The organism is Sphingomonas flavida, assembly GCF_036663655.1.
Classification (GTDB): Bacteria; Pseudomonadota; Alphaproteobacteria; order Sphingomonadales; family Sphingomonadaceae; genus Sphingomonas.
The window spans coordinates 14,847-31,089 of sequence record NZ_JAXOJH010000018.1 but is presented as its reverse complement, the minus strand read 5'-3'; the positions used below and the strand labels follow the sequence as shown (position 1 = coordinate 31,089).

Annotated in this window: 13 protein-coding genes; 8 read left to right on the top strand and 5 right to left on the bottom strand. The window is 66.0% G+C overall.

The window, feature by feature from the left end; all coding sequences use genetic code 11:
* Positions 1-38 precede the first annotated feature (38 nt).
* Together U1703_RS16175 and U1703_RS16170 are read right to left on the bottom strand one after the other, a co-directional pair.
* Positions 39-3,182 carry a TonB-dependent receptor gene (locus U1703_RS16175; protein ID WP_332786513.1) on the bottom strand — a complete coding sequence of 1,048 codons (3,144 nt, stop codon included), beginning with the start codon at positions 3,180-3,182 and terminating at the stop codon, positions 39-41.
* A gap of 458 nt (positions 3,183-3,640) precedes the next feature.
* On the bottom strand, positions 3,641-5,734 hold the full coding sequence (locus U1703_RS16170; RefSeq protein WP_332786512.1) for an alpha-glucuronidase family glycosyl hydrolase: 2,094 nt from the start codon (positions 5,732-5,734) through the stop codon (positions 3,641-3,643).
* 200 nt (positions 5,735-5,934) lie between these two features.
* Here U1703_RS16170 and manD point away from each other — a divergent pair, with 200 nt between their 5' ends.
* From manD to U1703_RS16130, 8 genes are all read left to right on the top strand, one after another.
* Positions 5,935-7,146 (top strand): D-mannonate dehydratase ManD, encoded by a 1,212-nt coding sequence (gene manD, locus U1703_RS16165; protein WP_332786511.1) that lies wholly within the window; start codon positions 5,935-5,937, stop codon positions 7,144-7,146.
* 19 nt (positions 7,147-7,165) lie between these two features.
* Positions 7,166-8,500, top strand: coding sequence for an MFS transporter (locus U1703_RS16160; protein WP_332786510.1), 1,335 nt, complete (start codon positions 7,166-7,168; stop codon positions 8,498-8,500).
* 32 nt (positions 8,501-8,532) lie between these two features.
* On the top strand, positions 8,533-9,084 hold the full coding sequence (gene pnuC / locus U1703_RS16155; protein ID WP_332786509.1) for a nicotinamide riboside transporter PnuC: 552 nt from the start codon (positions 8,533-8,535) through the stop codon (positions 9,082-9,084).
* Positions 9,051-9,608: an AAA family ATPase gene (locus tag U1703_RS16150; protein WP_332786508.1), complete on the top strand. Its 558-nt coding sequence runs from the start codon at positions 9,051-9,053 to the stop codon at positions 9,606-9,608. The genes pnuC and U1703_RS16150 overlap by 34 nt, the downstream gene beginning before the upstream one ends.
* A 39-nt stretch (positions 9,609-9,647) precedes the next feature.
* Positions 9,648-11,459, top strand: a complete 1,812-nt coding sequence (gene lepA, locus U1703_RS16145) for a translation elongation factor 4 (RefSeq protein ID WP_320453761.1) — start codon at positions 9,648-9,650, stop codon at positions 11,457-11,459.
* Between the two features lie 206 nt (positions 11,460-11,665).
* Positions 11,666-12,424, top strand: a complete 759-nt coding sequence (gene modA, locus U1703_RS16140; RefSeq protein ID WP_443025826.1) for a molybdate ABC transporter substrate-binding protein — start codon at positions 11,666-11,668, stop codon at positions 12,422-12,424.
* A gap of 7 nt (positions 12,425-12,431) precedes the next feature.
* Positions 12,432-13,121 (top strand): molybdate ABC transporter permease subunit, encoded by a 690-nt coding sequence (gene modB / locus U1703_RS16135; RefSeq protein WP_332786529.1) that lies wholly within the window; start codon positions 12,432-12,434, stop codon positions 13,119-13,121.
* Complete coding sequence (locus tag U1703_RS16130; RefSeq protein ID WP_332786506.1) at positions 13,111-13,716, top strand: ATP-binding cassette domain-containing protein; 606 nt, start codon at positions 13,111-13,113, stop codon at positions 13,714-13,716. Before modB ends, U1703_RS16130 begins: the two co-directional genes overlap by 11 nt.
* Here the strand turns inward: U1703_RS16130 and U1703_RS16125 are convergent.
* The 3 genes from U1703_RS16125 to U1703_RS16115 all read right to left on the bottom strand — a co-directional run bounded on the left by U1703_RS16125 (position 13,711) and on the right by U1703_RS16115 (position 16,081).
* Complete coding sequence (locus U1703_RS16125) at positions 13,711-14,481, bottom strand: hypothetical protein (RefSeq protein WP_332786505.1); 771 nt, start codon at positions 14,479-14,481, stop codon at positions 13,711-13,713. The genes U1703_RS16130 and U1703_RS16125 overlap by 6 nt on opposite strands.
* 145 nt (positions 14,482-14,626) lie before the next feature.
* On the bottom strand, positions 14,627-15,517 hold the full coding sequence (locus U1703_RS16120) for a DMT family transporter (RefSeq protein WP_332786504.1): 891 nt from the start codon (positions 15,515-15,517) through the stop codon (positions 14,627-14,629).
* Positions 15,518-15,577: 60 nt separating this feature from the next.
* Entirely contained in the window at positions 15,578-16,081 is a 504-nt protein-coding gene (locus U1703_RS16115) for a hypothetical protein (RefSeq protein WP_332786503.1), read from the bottom strand.
* Between the last annotated feature and the right edge of the window lie 162 nt (positions 16,082-16,243).

Below are 16,243 nucleotides of genomic sequence, written 5' to 3'. Positions count from 1 at the left end.
TTCGCGAGGGCCCGGAGGGGGAACCGTGAAGGGATGGTTTAGAAGGTGCCGCGCAGACCGACCAGGAACTGACGGCCCGGCTTGTACTGGGTGAAGGTCGCGTTCTCAAACTGGAAGTAGGACCGCAGCGTCGCGTTGGTGAAGTTGGCGACGTTGATGGTCAGCTGCGGCGCGCCCTTGATCCCCAGCAGCTTGTCGAGGTCGAACGCCGAAGAGAAGTCGTAGGTGGTGTAGTCGGTGCCGTACAGCGCGGCGGCGGGGATGCCGTTCTGCGCCGTGCCGCTATTCTGCGCGCCCTGACGCGAGGTCGTGGCGACGCGCAGCATCACGCCGTTCTTCTCGTAATAGCCGGTGATGTTGTAGGTGAAGGGTGCCACGCCGAACGCGATCGCCGGGCCGTCGCTGCGCTGGTCGACGATGGTGGCGTTGGCGTTGAAGCCGAAGCCGGTGATGCCGATCGCACGGGTCAGGAAGTCGAGCGGTTGGACCCACTGGAATTCCAGGCCGTTGATGGTCAGCTTGTTGGGCACGTTGACCTGCGAGGTCACCTGCACCTGCGCCTGGTTAGGGCCGCCGCGCGCGTTGATCGCGATCTGCTGTGTCGAGTTCAGCGTGTCGTAGGTGATGCCGTACTGCGCCAGGTTGGTAAAGGGCACCGTGCTGATCGCGGTGGTGGTGAAGCCTTCCAGCGACTTGCGGAACGCGTTGAAGCTGATCACGCCCTCGCGGCCCGTATAATATTCGAAGCCGAGGTCGAGGTTGGTCGACAGATAGGGTGCCAGCGCCGGGTTGCCGATCGTCGCCTGGTCCGCCGAGGGCGCACCGAAGTTCACGCCGGGCAGCTGCGCGGAAGGGTCGGGACGGGTCATCGTGCGCGATCCCGCCACGCGGACCACCGCATGTTCGCCGATATCATAGGCGAAGGTCGCGGCGGGCAGCCATTCGGAATAGACGTTCCGGGTGGTCGCGATGTTCACGATGCTGGGATAGCGCGCGCCGTCGGGCAGCGACGCGCCGCTCGCGGTGGTGTTGCGCGGATCGGGCAGCGAGACACGGCCCGAGATCGTCTGGATCGTGTTGACGTAGCGCACGCCGACATTGAAGCGCAGCGTGTTGCCGCCCAGTTCCTGCGACCCGTTGACCGTGGCGAAGGCCGACTTCACGACCTCGCGGATGAAGCCCGCGCTGGCGCCGGTGTTCGCGCCGCCATTCTCGGGGGCATTGTCGTGGAAGAACTGGTAGTTGCTGGCCTTGGCGAAGGCGGGCCAGTTGACCGTGACGAACCCGGCGGGCCCCGGCATCAGATAGCTGGAGGCCAGGTTGGCGGGGATCAGCGACCCACCATAGCTGACCGGGCCGCTCAGCCCGCTGGTGAAGCCGGTGCCATAGCCGGGATAGGTCGGATAGCCGGCCGGGGCGGCGCCCGGCGCGTTCAGGCCCGCGCAGGGCGGCTGGGTGTTGGGCGAGGGAACGGCGACGTTCGGATTGTTGCCGCACACCGCATTCTGCCAATATTGGCTGTTGTCGAAACCGCGGATCTGGCGCGAGGTGTCGTCATACGCACCGCCGACCTTCAGGTTGAGCGCGGTATCGCCCCAGGTCAGATCGCCGCGCAGCCCCTTGTTGATGTTGAGGCGGCGTTCGTCCTGCAGGTTGACGCGGCTGCCCGCGTTCCAGCCGAAATTCTTCGGATCGTTCAGGTCCAGCGCACTGGTGATCGTCGGGATGCCGCCATTGTTGGTGAAGGTGACGGTATTGCCGACGCCCAGTGGCGTGGTCATGCCGACGGTCGGGCTTTCGCGGTGGAAGGTCGACCGGGCGTAATTGCCCTGGAAGTTCAGCTTCAGCTTGTCGTCGATCTGCCATTCGCCACCGGGATTGACGCTCCAGAGGTGCGTCGTCTCGGTATAGGGGCGGAATTCGTTGAAGAACTGCGCATTGGCGAAGGTGCCGCCGGTCACGGTGCAGCCATTGCTGCAATCCGACTTGTCGAAGGTCAGGTTGGTCGGGATGATCGCGCCGTTGCGCACGATCCACGCCATGTTCTCGCGCGTCAACTCGTTCTTCTTAAAGCCGTACAAGCCGTCGACATAGAGGTGCAGCGTGTCGGTCGGGCGATATTCGGCGCTGACGATCGCGTTCACGCGGTCGCGGGGCCCACGGATGCTGGTGACACGACCCAGGCGCGGCAGCAGGCCGTTGTCGATCTGCTGGATGGTGGCGCCGGGATTGTTGGCGAGCAGGAAGTTACGGTCGATGACGGTGCCCGCAACGAGCCCGCCGCCAGCACCCGCCGGCACCGTCGTCGGAATCGTCCAGTTGCCGCCGCCGGTGCTGTTGCAGCCGCTGGTCGCGCCGCACTGCGCGGCGGTCAGCGCCGGGTTGGTATAGCCGATCGTCTCGAACCCGCGCGTATCGGTGAAGATGCGCTGCGCCGAGACGCCCGCCAGGATGCCGAAGGTTTCGTTGCGCCAGCTGCCGATCAGCGAGCCGCGTGCACCGATACGGTCTTCCGGCGTCTGCTTGGTGCCCTGGATGTTATAGGCGAGGAAGGGACCGTTACGGTCGAAAGGCCGGGCCGAGCGCAGGTCGATATTGCCCGCCGCGCCACCTTCGAGCAGGTCGGCGGTGTAGCTCTTGTTCACGGTCAGCTTGGTGAACAGGTCGGTCGGGAAGAAGCTGAGGTCGACCGAGCGGTCCGTCCCTTGCGCGTCGGTCGAACCCGACGAGGCGACCGCGATCGGCGCACCGTTCAGCGTAACGTTGGTGAAGTTCGAGCCAAGGCCACGAATGGCGACGTTGGTGCCCTCGCCGGTCACGTCGCGGGTGATGGTGACACCCGGAATGCGGTTGAAGGATTCCGCGATGTTCGTGTCGGGGAACTTGCCGATATCCTCGGCGAAGATCGAGTCGGTGAAGCCGGTCGAGGCGCGCTTGGCGTTGGTCGACTTCGCAAGGCTCGAGCGATAGCCGGTGACGACGATGTCCTCGGCCGACGTCCCCTGGGTGTCCAGCTGCGGGGCGGCGCGCTCGGCCGGGCCGTTGTCCTGGCCGTTGGCTGGCACCTGTTCCTGCGGCGGCGGCACAGCCTGCGCCAGGGCGGCAGAGGCATTCATCGCACCGATCGCGGTCGCGCACAGCAGGGCGACACGGCACAGGCGGACTGGGGGCACGGACTTCATCGCAAATCCTCTCTGTGGGTCCGCTGCCGTTCGTCGCGACATACGGGGTAATCTGTTGAAAGTCGGTCGGATGGTCCAGGTTCAGGCGGCGGTTTCATCCGGCAGGGCGCCAGGCATGGGCGTCCGTTCGGCCGGAGGCGGAACACCGGGCATGGCCGGGCGAATGACCTTGGAAACCAATCTTCATCCCCTCGAACCGTCTGACGCGGCTTGTTGATAGCGCTATCCATATTCCCACTGGTTAGTGAGTCAACAGCAAACTGGTCAGGCCGGAAGAGGTAAACCGTTATTCAGGGTCATGTGACATAGCGGCATCACATATCCTTGGTCGAAGTCGTTCATCCGGTGACGTTTTTGTCATCTTGGTAAGTGGCGTGCCGCATTGGCGTCTGGCCCGACCAAAAATCGGGCCTTTGCCCGGTAGCCATGTCTGGTTACCGGGTATCCGGATCGTCCGGTCAGTGCGCCTGACCGGGGGCGAGCGGGAATTGCCGGGCCTTGTACCAGGCCAGATCATGCTCGGGTGCACGCACGCCGTTGGGTAGCGGGCGATGGTTGACCGACATCCAATAGGCCAGGCTGGCGTCGCGCCACCACCGTGCCTCGCGCTCCTGAATGGCGAGGTAGGTCGCGGTTTTCTGCCATCGCTCGGCATCCACCTTGTCGCGCAGACCGTCCCATTGCCGCTGCATGGTCGCGACATAGGCGACGCCGCGATCATAATGCGCGACCAGATCCTCCCACAGGGTGCGGCCATCGGCCATGCGGTGATCCCAGGGCAGATGGTGGAACCAGAGCAGCATCGACTCCGGTGTCGTGCCGGGCTTGGCAAAGGCCCCGGCGACCGGCCCGGCATATTGCCCGACCGCATTGCTGCCCGTCGCCGTCCGGTCGAAGCCGATGCCGCTTGCGTCGGCGCGGTGGTAATAGACCGGATTCCACTCCGGCCGCGCCAGTTCGGACACCCAGGGGCCCGGTCCGTAATGATGACCCGTGGCCATCAGGTGGGCAAGGCCGAGCGCGCCGGTATAGTCGACCACCGCCTCACGCGATCCCATCATCATCGTGGTGACGGTGTCGACCAGCTGGCGGTCGGTGCCGAAGGTCTGCTGCGCCCATTCGCGCGCAATCCCCTCCGCCGACAGGTCGGGATCCCAGGCCAGTCGGCCAAAGGCGTACCAGTTGGCCTGATTGAAGGTCGATCCGCTCCAGTCGCGGTCGCGCCCGATATTGGCGACGCCCGCCATACCCGACAGGGCGTGATGCTCAGCCTTGCCATCGACGACATCGGCCACCGTCTCGCCGGGCTTCTGCCCGGTCCTGGCATCGAGCACTTCGGTGAATAGCGGGCCCAGATAGGCAAGGTGCGTCGCAAATCCCAGATATTCCTTGGTAATCTGGAACTCGATCATCAGCGGTGTGCGCGGCATCGCACCGAACAGGGGGTGGAAGGGTTCGCGCGGCTGGAAGTCGATCGCGCCGTTCTTCACCTGCACCAGCACATTGTCGGCGAACTTGCCGTCCAGCGGCTTGAACTCGGTATAGGCCTGTTTGGCGCGGTCTTCCGGATCGGTTTCGGCATAGACGAAGGCTCGCCACATCACGATCCCGCCATGGGGGCGGACGGCGGCGGCCAGCATGTTGGCGCCATCGGCATGGGACGCGCCATAGTCGCGCGGGCCCGGCTGGCCCTCGCTATTGGCCTTGACCAGAAAACCGCCGAAATCGGGGATGGTGCGATAGATTTCGTCCGCCTTGGCCTTCCACCAGGCGGCGACCGCCGGATCGCGCGGGTCGGCGGTCTTCAGTCCTCCCAACTCGATCGGTGCGGAAAACTTGACCGACAGATAGACCTTGATGCCCCATGGCCGGAACACATCCGCCAGCGCGGCGGCCTTGGCGATATAGGGCGCGGTCAGGCTGTCGGCCTTGGCATTGACGTTGTTCAGGACGGTGCCGTTGATCCCGATCGAGGCGTTGGCGCGGGCGTAATCGGTGTAGCGCGGGTCCTTGAAGTCGGGGAGCGTCCACCATTCCCACAGCGACTGGCCCGCATAGCCGCGCTCGATCGACCCATCCAGATTGTCCCAATGGTTCAGCACGCGCAGCCTGACCTTGGGAACGGAGCGGAGATCGACCGTCTCCGCTCGCCCGCCGCTGGCCAGATGCCGGATCAGCGCGAAGGCACCGTACAGGGCGCCCCGGTCGCTGTTGCCCGCGACCAGTATGACCCGCTGTCCATCGAGCGTGACGTTGCGGACCAGATAACCCTCTTCACCCAGCGATGCGAAGGGCAGCGCCAGCGTGCGCAGCGACGGGGCGGAGGCGGTTGCCAACACGACCTTCGGCGTGCCCGCAGGCAGCGCCCGGCGCAGTTCCGACGCGGCCAGCGTCAGGGTCGCGGTATCGCCGAGCGTCGTGACCATCGCGGGCTGATTCGTGGGAGCGACCGAGCGGAGCCAGAGCGCATAGCCGTCCTCGGCCTCAGCCGGACAGACCGCCATGACCAATGAGACAGACAGCGCTCCGATCAGTGTGCGGAAGCTGGGCATGGCATTCTCTCCTGATGCGTCGCCGATTGACAAGGCGCTGCTTGGCGATCACGTTACCGCTATCAGACCAATTGGCAAGTCGGGTTCGATCGGCTGTCTAACAGGAGGGGCCGTCATGACCCGCAGGCATATCATGTCTCGCCATGCCGTTTCGTGCGGCCTTCCGTCTGTCGTGCCCGCATTCGCCTGAAGGACGCCTCATGCCCAAGATCGTTGCCGCCCGCCTGATCGTCACGTCGCCGGGACGCAATTTCGTCACGTTGAAGATCGAATGCGACGACGGCACCACCGGCATCGGCGATGCGACGCTGAACGGCCGCGAACTGTCGGTCGCCAGCTATTTGCAGGATCACGTCATCCCCTGCCTGATCGGGCGCGACGCGCACCGGATCGAGGATATCTGGCAATATCTGTACAAGGGCGCCTATTGGCGGCGCGGGCCGGTGACGATGACCGCGATCGCGGCAGTCGACATGGCGCTGTGGGATATCAAGGGCAAGATTGCCGGGCTGCCCGTCTATCAGTTGCTGGGCGGTGCCTCGCGCGAGGGGTGCCTGGTCTATTGTCATGCCAACGGCACGAGCATCGCCGACACGATCGCAACCGCGATCGCGTACCGTGACGAGGGCTATCGTGCGATCCGCCTGCAATGCGGGGTGCCGGGCCTTGCCTCCACGTACGGCGTCGCCAAGGCGGGCCAGCGCTACGAGCCCGCGGACGGCGAACTGCCGACCGAGAGCGTCTGGTCGACCGAGAAATATCTGCGCGTCGTGCCCGAGCTGTTCGCAGCCGCGCGCGAGGCGCTGGGCTGGGACGTGCATCTGCTGCATGACGTGCATCACCGCCTGACCCCGATCGAGGCGGCGCGGCTGGGCAAGGATCTCGAGCCCTATCGCCCCTATTGGATCGAAGATGCGACCCCCGCCGAGGACCAGGAGGCGTTCCGCCTGATCCGCCAGCATACGACGACACCGCTGGCCGTCGGCGAGATTTTCAACTCGATCTGGGATACCAAGCATCTGATCGAGAACCGGCTGATCGACTATATCCGCGCCACGGTCGTCCATGCGGGTGGACTGACCCATTTGCGGCGGATCGCGGGGCTGGCCGATCTGTATCAGGTGCGAACGGGTTGCCACGGAGCGACCGACCTGTCGCCGGTGACGATGGCGGCGGCGCTGCATTTCGGCCTGTCCGTCCCCAATTTCGGCATCCAGGAACATATGCCGCACACCGAGGAGACCGACGCCGTCTTCCCGCATCATTACCGGTTCGACGAGGGCATGATGCACCCCGGCGATGCCCCCGGCCTGGGCGTCGACATCGACGAGAAACTGGCTGGCACATACCCCTATAAGCGCGCCTATCTGCCGGTGAACCGGCTTGAGGACGGCACCCTGTGGAGCTGGTGACATGGGCGGAGCTGGCGAGATGAGCGACCTGGACGACGCCGCCGCGACCGCGCCTGATACGGCGGCCCAGGCGGTCGCGCCGCCGCGTGGGCGGGTGCGTTGGTTGATCTGCGCGCTGCTGTTCGCGGCGGTCGTGCTCAGCTATATCGACCGGCTGGTGCTGGGGGTGCTGAAGCCGCAACTGTCGGCGCTCTATGGCTGGACCAATAGCGGTTATGGCGACATCACCGGCTATTTCCAGGTCGCCTATGGCCTGGGTTTCCTGCTGTTCGGCTGGCTGATCGACCGGATCGGGCCGCGCGCGGGGTATCTGCTGGCGATGGGGGCCTGGACGGTCGGGCATTTCGCCCAGACGCTCGTCACCTCGACCACCGGGTTCGCGCTCGCCCGCATTCCGCTGGCCTTTGGCGAGGCGGGGACGTTCCCGTCGGCGCTGGCCGCCGCGTCGCAGTGGTTTCCCCGCAAGGAGCGGGCGCTGGCGATCGGCATCTTCAACGCCGGGGCCAATGTCGGCGCGGTCGTCACGCCGCTGTTGGTCGGGTTCCTGATCGCCGATCTGGTGCTCGACTGGCGCTGGGCGTTCATCATCACCGGCCTGTTCAACCTGGTCTGGCTGACCGCCTGGTGGCGGCTCTATCATCCCCCGCACACCCATCCGCGCATCACGCCCGAGGAGCGCGCCTGGATCGAGGTCGAACCGGCCGAGACGGCGGGTCGCGCCGGTTTCCTGAAGGTGATGCGGCACCGCGAATCCTGGTCCTACATGACCGGGCGGTTCCTGATCGACCCGGTCTGGTGGACCTTCCTGTTCTGGCTGCCCGATTTCTTCCACAGCCGCTATGGCTATGACCTCAAGAGCTTCGGGCCGCCGCTGGTCGCCATCTATATCATGGCCGATGTCGGGGCGATCGTCGGGGGCTGGTACTCCTCGCGCCTGTTGAAGCGCGGGATGCAGACCGGCCGCGCGCGCAAGCGGGCGATGTTCGCCTGCGCGCTGTTCGCCCTGCCGGTGATGTTCGCCGCGCAGGCCAGCAGCATCTGGATCGCGGTGGCGATGATCGGCCTGGCCTGTGCCGCGCATCAGGGCTTCTCGACCAACCTCTTCGCGCTGCCGGGCGACCAGTTTCCGCGTTATGCGCAAGGGACGCTGATCGGGCTGGGCGGCTTTTCGGGCGCGGTGGGCGGCTTCATCGCGTCCAAGGCGCTGGGCGTCCTGCTCGACCGGGTGGGGAGCTATCAACCCTTCTTCATCGCCTGTGGCATGGCCTATCTGGTCGCGCTGCTGGTCTTCCACCTGCTCAACCCGCGCTACCGGGACGTGCGGATCGCGGGCGGTGCAGCGGCGGGCGCTTGACCGGCGCGACGCATTCGTCCTGAACGCCGCGCATGAGCTGGCTGGAAATCGTCGCCTTCGTCCTGGGCGTTGCCAATGTCACGCTGGTCGTGCGGCGCAGCCTGTGGAACTACCCCGTCGCACTGGTGATGGTGTCGCTCTACGGGCTGCTGTTCGCGCGCGAGCGTTTGTACAGCGACGCCGGGCTTCAGGTCTTTTTCTTCGCGATCAACCTTTATGGCTGGATCGTCTGGCGCCGCAGTCTGGCGCGCGAGGGCGCGGTGCGGGTCGGGACGTTATCCGGCCAAGCCCGGCTGGCATGGGCGGCGGGGATCGCGGTAGCGGCTTTGCTCTGGGGAACGGCCATGGCGATGATGACCGATGCCGCCATGCCCTATTGGGATGCCGCCAATGCGGCGGCGAGCATCGCCGCGCAGATCCTGCTGGCGCGGCGGCGGTTGGAGAACTGGTTGCTGTGGATCGCGGTCGATATATCGTCGATCGCGCTTTATGCTGTGAAGGGGCTGACGCTGACCGCCATTCTCTACGTCATCTTCCTGGGGCTGTCGCTATGGGGGTATCGCGAGTGGCGGGTGCGGGCGTGACGAGCATCTGCCTGCACGGGCCCGAAAGCACCGGCAAGTCGACCGTCGGCCCGCGCCTGGCACAGGCACTTGGCGGGCGGTATCTGGGCGAATGTGGCCGTGACTATGCCGAGGCGCATGGGACCGACTTTACCATGGCCGATCTGGTGGCGATCGGGCAGGGGCATGACGCGCGGCTGGCCGAGGCGCTGGCCAGCGGGCCGTGGCCGGTCGTCACCGATACCGATCCGCTGATGACCGCCGTCTGGGCCGACATGCTGCTTGGGGCACGTGACCCGTGGTTTGGCGAGTGGAACCGGCTGTCCGACGCCTATCTGTTGTTCGCCCCCGACCTGCCCTGGGTGGAGGACGGCACCCGGTTGTTCGGGACGCGGGTGGAGCGCCAACGCTTCTTCGATCTGTCGCGCGCCGAACTGGATCGGCGCGGTGTCCCGTACGCGCTGATCGAGGGGCAGGGCGAAAGTCGCTATGCAAATTGCATCGCCGCGCTAGAGCACTTTGGCATCCGCCCGCATCTTTGCTAGTGGCGTGATCGAATAGCTTTTCAGGAAACCCTTCCCCCCGTGTCCACGCCGCTCGACAAGATCCGCAACTTTTCCATCATCGCGCATATCGACCATGGCAAGTCGACGCTCGCCGATCGCCTGATCCAGTTCACCGGTGGCCTGACGGACCGTGAAATGAGCGAACAGGTTCTCGACAACATGGAGATCGAGAAGGAACGCGGCATCACCATCAAGGCGCAGACCGTGCGCCTGGCGTACAAGGCGCAGGACGGCGAGACGTACACGCTGAACCTGATGGACACGCCGGGCCATGTCGACTTCGCCTATGAGGTCAGCCGGTCGCTGGCGGCGTGCGAGGGCGCGCTCCTTGTCGTCGACGCGGCGCAGGGCGTCGAGGCGCAGACGCTGGCCAATGTCTATCAGTCGATTGAGCATGACCATGAGATCGTGCCGGTCATCAACAAGATCGACCTTCCCGCCGCCGAACCCGAAAAGGTCCGTGCCGAGATCGAGGATGTGATCGGCATCGACGCATCGGGCGCGGTGCTGGCCAGCGCCAAGTCGGGCATCGGCATCGGCGACATCCTGGAAGCGATCGTCAAGAACATCCCCGCGCCCAAGGGCGACGCGGCCGCGCCGTTGAAGGCGATGCTGGTCGACAGCTGGTACGACCCCTATCTGGGCGTCGTCATCCTGGTCCGCGTGATGGAAGGCACCCTGAAAAAGGGGCAGCAGATCAAGTTCATGCAGGCGGGCACCACCCACCTGATCGACCGGGTCGGCTGTTTCCGCCCGAAGATCGAGCAGTTGACCGAGCTGGGCGTGGGCGAGATCGGTTTCATCACCGCACAGATCAAGGACGTGGCGCAGGCGCGCGTCGGCGACACGCTGACCGATGCCAAGAAGCCGACCGAGCAGGCGCTGCCGGGCTTCAAGGAAGTTCAGCCGGTCGTGTTTTGCGGCCTGTTCCCGGTCGACGCCAACGATTTCGAAAAGCTGCGCGAGTCGATCAGCAAGCTGCGGTTGAACGACGCCTCGTTCAGCTTCGAGATGGAAACCTCGGCCGCATTGGGCTTCGGCTTCCGCTGCGGCTTCCTGGGGCTGCTGCATCTGGAGATCATCCAGGAACGGCTGACCCGCGAGTACGACCTAGACCTGATCACCACCGCGCCGTCGGTGGTCTATCAGATCGAGCTGAGCCATGACGGCGGACAACTCGACCTGCACAACCCGGCCGACATGCCCGATCCCAACAAGATCGCGTCGATCAGCGAGCCGTGGATCGAGGCGACCATCTATGTCCCCGACGAATATCTGGGTTCGATCCTGAAGCTGTGCCAGGACCGGCGCGGTATCCAGAAGAACCTGACCTATGTCGGCGGGCGCGCGCAGGCGACCTATGAACTGCCGCTCAACGAAGTGGTGTTCGACTTCTACGACCGGTTGAAGTCGCTGTCGAAGGGTTATGCCAGCTTCGACTATCACCAGATCGGCTATCGCGAGGGCGACCTCGTGAAGATGTCGATCCTGGTCAACGAGGAGCCGGTCGACGCGCTGTCGATGATCGTGCACCGCGGCACCGCCGAGACGCGCGGGCGTGGCATGTGCGAGCGGCTGAAGGAACTGATCCCACGCCACCTGTTCAAGATCCCGATCCAGGCGGCGATCGGCGGCAAGGTGATCGCACGCGAGACGATCAGCGCGATGCGCAAGGACGTGACCGCCAAATGTTACGGCGGTGACGCAACGCGTAAGCGCAAGCTGCTGGAAAAGCAGAAAAAGGGTAAGGCCAAGATGCGCGAGTATGGCTCGGTCAGCATCCCGCAGGAAGCCTTTATCGCCGCGCTCCGCATGGGCGACGAGGCGTAAGGCCATCTGTTCCTCCCCTGCAAGGGGAGGGGGACCATGCGCAGCATGGTGGAGGGGTGTCCCGTTCTCGATAGGGTGATACCCCTCCGTCAGGCCTGACGGCCTGCCACCTCCCCTTGCAGGTGAGCAATTTCGGTGGAGATCAACGGGATAAAATCGTTCCTTGCGCGTTACAGCCGTCTGACGCCATCAGGGCGAAAAGGGGGATGTCGATGAAGGGGTTTCGGTTTGTCGCGCTGGTCGGCGCACTCGGCTTGTCGACGCCCGCCATGGCCCAGGATCGTGCCCCGCTGGTCCTCGCCGCCGCCAGCCTTCAGGAATCGATGACCGCCGCCGCCGATGCCTGGGCGAAGAAGGGGCATCCGCGCCCCGTCATCTCCTTCGCGGCTTCCTCGGCGCTGGCGCGGCAGGTGCAGGCGGGCGGCAAGGCGGACCTCTTCGCTTCGGCGGACGAAGAATGGATGGACGTCCTGCAAAAGGACGGCCTGCTGGCAGACCGTACCCGCAGCGCCTTTCTGGGCAACCGCCTGGTCGTGATCGCGCCTGCGGGCAAGGGCGGGCAGGTGACGACGCGCACATTGGGCAAGACGCTCTCCGCCGGGCCGCTCGCCATGGCCGATACCGACAGCGTCCCCGCAGGTAAGTACGGCAAGGCGGCACTCGAAAAGCTGGGCGCCTGGCCGATGGTCGCAGCGCATGTCGTGCGCGCCGAGAATGTGCGCGCGGCGCTCGCCCTCGTCGAGCGGGGGGCGGCCCCCTACGGCATCGTCTACGCCACCGACGCCAATGCCTCGTCGCGGGTCCGGGTGGCGGGCCTGTTTCCGGCCGCCAGCCATCCGCCGATCACCTATCCGCTGGCCCGGCTAAAGGCCTCGACCAATCCTGAAGGGGAGGGGTTCCGCCGCTTCCTGCTGTCGGGTGAAGGCAAGGCGATCTTCCGCCGTTACGGTTTCGCGACGCGATGAGGTCGTGATCCTGTCGGCCGAGGAGTGGGGGATCGTTCGCCTGTCGCTGCTGGTCGGCGGCACGGCGATGCTCGTGACCTTGCCTGTCGCCTTCGTGCTTGCCTGGGCATTGGCGCGCGGCCGGTTTCCGGGGCGGGTGCTGCTCGACGGCATCGTCCACCTGCCGCTGGTCGTGCCGCCGGTCGTCACCGGCTGGGTCTTGCTGCTGGCCTTCGGGCCGGAGGGGCCGGTCGGCCGCTGGCTGGCGGAGTGGTTCGGGGTCAGCGTGCTGTTCCGCTGGACCGGCGCGGCGATCGCGGCGGCGGTGATGGCGCTGCCGCTCGTCGTCCGCGCCATCCGCCTGTCGATCGAGGCGGTCGATCCCCGGCTGGAACAGGCCGCCCGGACGCTGGGCGCGGGGCGGATGCGGGTGTTCGCCACCATCACCCTGCCGCTTTGCGCACCCGGCATATTGGCCGGGCTGGTGCTGGGCTTTGCGCGGTCGATCGGCGAGTTCGGTGCGACCATCACCTTCGTCTCCAACGTGCCCGGCGAGACGGCGACCCTTCCGCTCGCCATCTATTCCGCGCTCCAGCGGCCGGGCGGCGAGGATATGGTCTGGCGGTTGGCCAGCGTGTCGGTGGTGTTGTCGCTGATCGCGCTGATCGCATCCGAATGGCTGGCGCGCCGCATGGGTCGGGGGCTGCATGTCCTTTGACGTCGATGTGGCGGTGCGGCGTGGCGACAGCCGGATCGCGGCGCGCTTTACGACCGGTCCCGGCGCGACGATCCTGTTCGGCCCGTCCGGCGTCGGCAAGACCAGCATATTGCAGATGGTTGCCGGGCTTTTAAGGCCGGAGACCGGGCATGTTCGCGTGGGCGGCGAGACGCTGTTCGACGCTGCGACCGGGACGGATCAGAAGCCCGAGGATCGCCGTCTAGGTTATGTCTTTCAGGAGCCACGCCTCTTTCCGCATATGCGGGTCGCGGCCAATCTCCGTTACGGGATGGTGCGTGGCGGTGGTGACTGGGACGGCGTCATCGCGATGCTGGGTATCGGCCATCTGCTCGATCGCTGGCCGCGCGGTTTGTCAGGGGGCGAGGCACGCCGGGTGGCGATCGGCCGCGCGCTGCTCAGCGACCCGCGCGTGCTGCTGCTGGACGAGCCCTTATCGTCGCTGGACCGGGCGCGGCGTGGCGAGATCCTGGAGGCGCTGGTTGCCGTGCGCGATACGACCGGCATCCCGATCCTGATGGTCACCCACGACCCCGACGAAGCCGAACGGATCGCGACCGATATCGTCCGCTTATGACCGCGTGACTTGTTCCGGCGGGGTGCACCACAGCGCCTTGTTGATCAAATGCGGTCGGGGACAGGGCTGGTCGGGCAGGGGGATCGCTTCCCCCGGCCACCAAAGCTTCAGACGGCGAAGCATCTCGGGCATGTCGGAATCGATCACCGGCAGGTCATTGCCGTCGCCATAGCGCGTGACGCTGCGATAGCGCAGCACGGGCGTGTAACGACCCCCCGGTCCCGGCCGATCGACGGTGATCCAGAAGCCAAAAGGCGCATCCCGTGTCGGTTCGGCCGAGACGATCGCGCCGCGCAGCTTGCCAGCGGTGATGAAGCGGACGTCCTGATTGTTGTTGCGGCCGGTGACGCGCCGATAGACGGGAACGAAACGCTGGCTGGCCCGGTCATAGCGTAGCGCTGCCCGGCCCACGAGCTGATCGCCATTGCCGCCATGCAAGCTCGCGACCTGCATCCATAATAGCGGGCGGTCGGGCGCTGCGCGGACGATCCGCGCCGCCTCAAGATAATGGATGGTATCGAACGCGCTGCTGGTGCCCGCCAGGTGCAGCAGGTCGTCCAGCGCGGGGCGGCAGTTCCTGCCGCCATCGGACGTGATACAAAGGTGCAGTTGGCCGGGCGCGGGATTGCCGCCTGCATCTTCGGTCGGCGGCCCCTGTTGGCTCAGCAACTCCCAGCCGGGGGGCAGTCCGAAGGCGCGAGACAGGTCCAGGGGGGCGGGTGCCGCGGCGCAGAGCCAGACCAGTGCCACCCCGGCGGCCGTCATGTATCGGGTCAGGGGCCCCAAGGACCGAATGTCGCAGGCCACCGGCATCCCCTTTCGGATAACAGACCGTCGGAAACGATGCCGGGTCTCGCGTGATCGTGCGGTGAACACTGCATGACGTTTCGTCTAAACGTGCGTGGGCGACCTAGAAAAGCGTCGTCAGCAGAACCCCGCCGACGATCGCGATCCCCGACAGGATCTGGCGCAGACCCAGCGTCTCGCGGAACAGCCGGTGCCCGGCCATCGCGGCGATCGGCGCCTCGATGATGCCCAGGGCGCGCACCGGGGCGGCGGGTGACAGGGCCAGGGCGATGAACCAGCCCGCCGAGGCGCAGGCGCCGCACAAGCCAGCCCCCAGCGAGGGGCGCCAGCGGCGCACGACCTCGACCAAAGTCGCCGGGTCGCGCCAGGCCAGGATCAGGCCCAGTGCGGCAGTCTGCATCGCCTGAACGACGGCGACGCAAACCAGCGCGGCGAAGACGGGATGGGCGGGATCGAGCGCCAGGGCGGCATGGCGAAAGGCATTGAGCGAAAAACCGAAGAACAGCCCCGAGGCCAGCCCCATCGCCGCCCCGATCAACGAGGCGCGGCGTTGATCGGCCGGGGGCCAAGAGAGGGCGACCAGACCGATGGTGGTGATACCGACGCCGACCCAGGCCACGCCGCTGATCCGGTCATGATAGACGATCAGGCCAAGCAGCGCCGCCAATGGCAGCGAGCTTTGCTGGAGCGCGGTGCCGACGGCAAATCCCGAGCGGCGCATGGCATCGAGCAAGGCGGCCGTCGCCAGCACCTGCGCAGTGGCCCCGACGACCGCCGAAAGCCAGAACGCCCCACTCCAGTGGAGATCGGCGCCGGGCATGACGAAATGGGCCAGCGTGACGAACAGGATCGAGAAGGGCAGGCCGAACAGGAACCGGACCAGCGTCGCACCCCATGGTCCGGACGACGACATGACGCCGCGCTGCAGGGCGTTGCGACCGACCTGAAATGTCGCGGCTGCAATGGTGGCGGGGATCCACAAGGGGTTCGTCATGATGGGCCCATACCCCGTCATGCTGCATTCGCGAAGTGCACCTGCGCGACGAATACGCCATCAACCGGCGGGGATTTTGCCCGCCATGTCGTGATAGACGGTCACCTGCTCAAGCACGTGCATCTCGCCCGACCAGATTTCCATATGGTAGACCATGTGCCGATCGAAATATATGCGAGCCTCATATCCGGCGGCGGCATCGCCACCCGACAGGGTCAGTCGATATCGTTCGGGTGCGATGCGGATGACACCGGCCGTCGAGACATCGGCGAGGAGCAGGGGCAGCCGGTCGGGTATTGGCACGCGCTTGCCGTGGACCCGAATTGACAGCGCATCGACCAGCGAACAGGCCGTCCAACCGCCGGTGCAGCGCGTCGCGCGGTTCGGCGCGTTCTCGGCGGGCGTGGCGACCCTGGTGGTCAGGTCGATGGCGACGGTCCCGACGGTGATATGCGTTTCGCCCTGCGGCGCGACCGGGTGCCTCGCAGGCGCGTCGCGGGCCTTGCCGGGGCTGCTCGCCACAAAACCGCCTGCCAGGATCAGGCCGATCATCGTCCGTCGCATCCGACTTCCCCCGTTGGTGCGGCGGTCAGTATCGATGGGTTTCCGTGAGGCCATGCTGACGAAGGAATGACATTTGCGCCCAAACGAAAAGGGCGGCCCGTTGCCGGACCGCCCCTTCGTGCTTCGTGGCTTGCCCCCGATGGTTCGCACCATCCAAGGCCG

Bases quoted from the DNA above. Each gene is read 5' to 3' on its own strand.
- U1703_RS16120 (WP_332786504.1), bottom strand. From the start codon at position 15,517: ATGACGAACCCCTTGTGGATCCCCGCCACCATTGCAGCCGCGACATTT.
- U1703_RS16125 (WP_332786505.1), bottom strand. From the start codon at position 14,481: ATGACGGCCGCCGGGGTGGCACTGGTCTGGCTCTGCGCCGCGGCACCC.
- modA (WP_443025826.1), top strand. From the start codon at position 11,666: ATGTCGATGAAGGGGTTTCGGTTTGTCGCGCTGGTCGGCGCACTCGGC.
- pnuC (WP_332786509.1), top strand. From the start codon at position 8,533: ATGAGCTGGCTGGAAATCGTCGCCTTCGTCCTGGGCGTTGCCAATGTC.
- U1703_RS16130 (WP_332786506.1), top strand. From the start codon at position 13,111: ATGTCCTTTGACGTCGATGTGGCGGTGCGGCGTGGCGACAGCCGGATC.
- U1703_RS16115 (WP_332786503.1), bottom strand. From the start codon at position 16,081: ATGCGACGGACGATGATCGGCCTGATCCTGGCAGGCGGTTTTGTGGCG.
- U1703_RS16160 (WP_332786510.1), top strand. From the start codon at position 7,166: ATGAGCGACCTGGACGACGCCGCCGCGACCGCGCCTGATACGGCGGCC.
- U1703_RS16175 (WP_332786513.1), bottom strand. From the start codon at position 3,182: ATGAAGTCCGTGCCCCCAGTCCGCCTGTGCCGTGTCGCCCTGCTGTGC.
- manD (WP_332786511.1), top strand. From the start codon at position 5,935: ATGCCCAAGATCGTTGCCGCCCGCCTGATCGTCACGTCGCCGGGACGC.
- U1703_RS16170 (WP_332786512.1), bottom strand. From the start codon at position 5,734: ATGCCCAGCTTCCGCACACTGATCGGAGCGCTGTCTGTCTCATTGGTC.
- U1703_RS16150 (WP_332786508.1), top strand. From the start codon at position 9,051: ATGGGGGTATCGCGAGTGGCGGGTGCGGGCGTGACGAGCATCTGCCTG.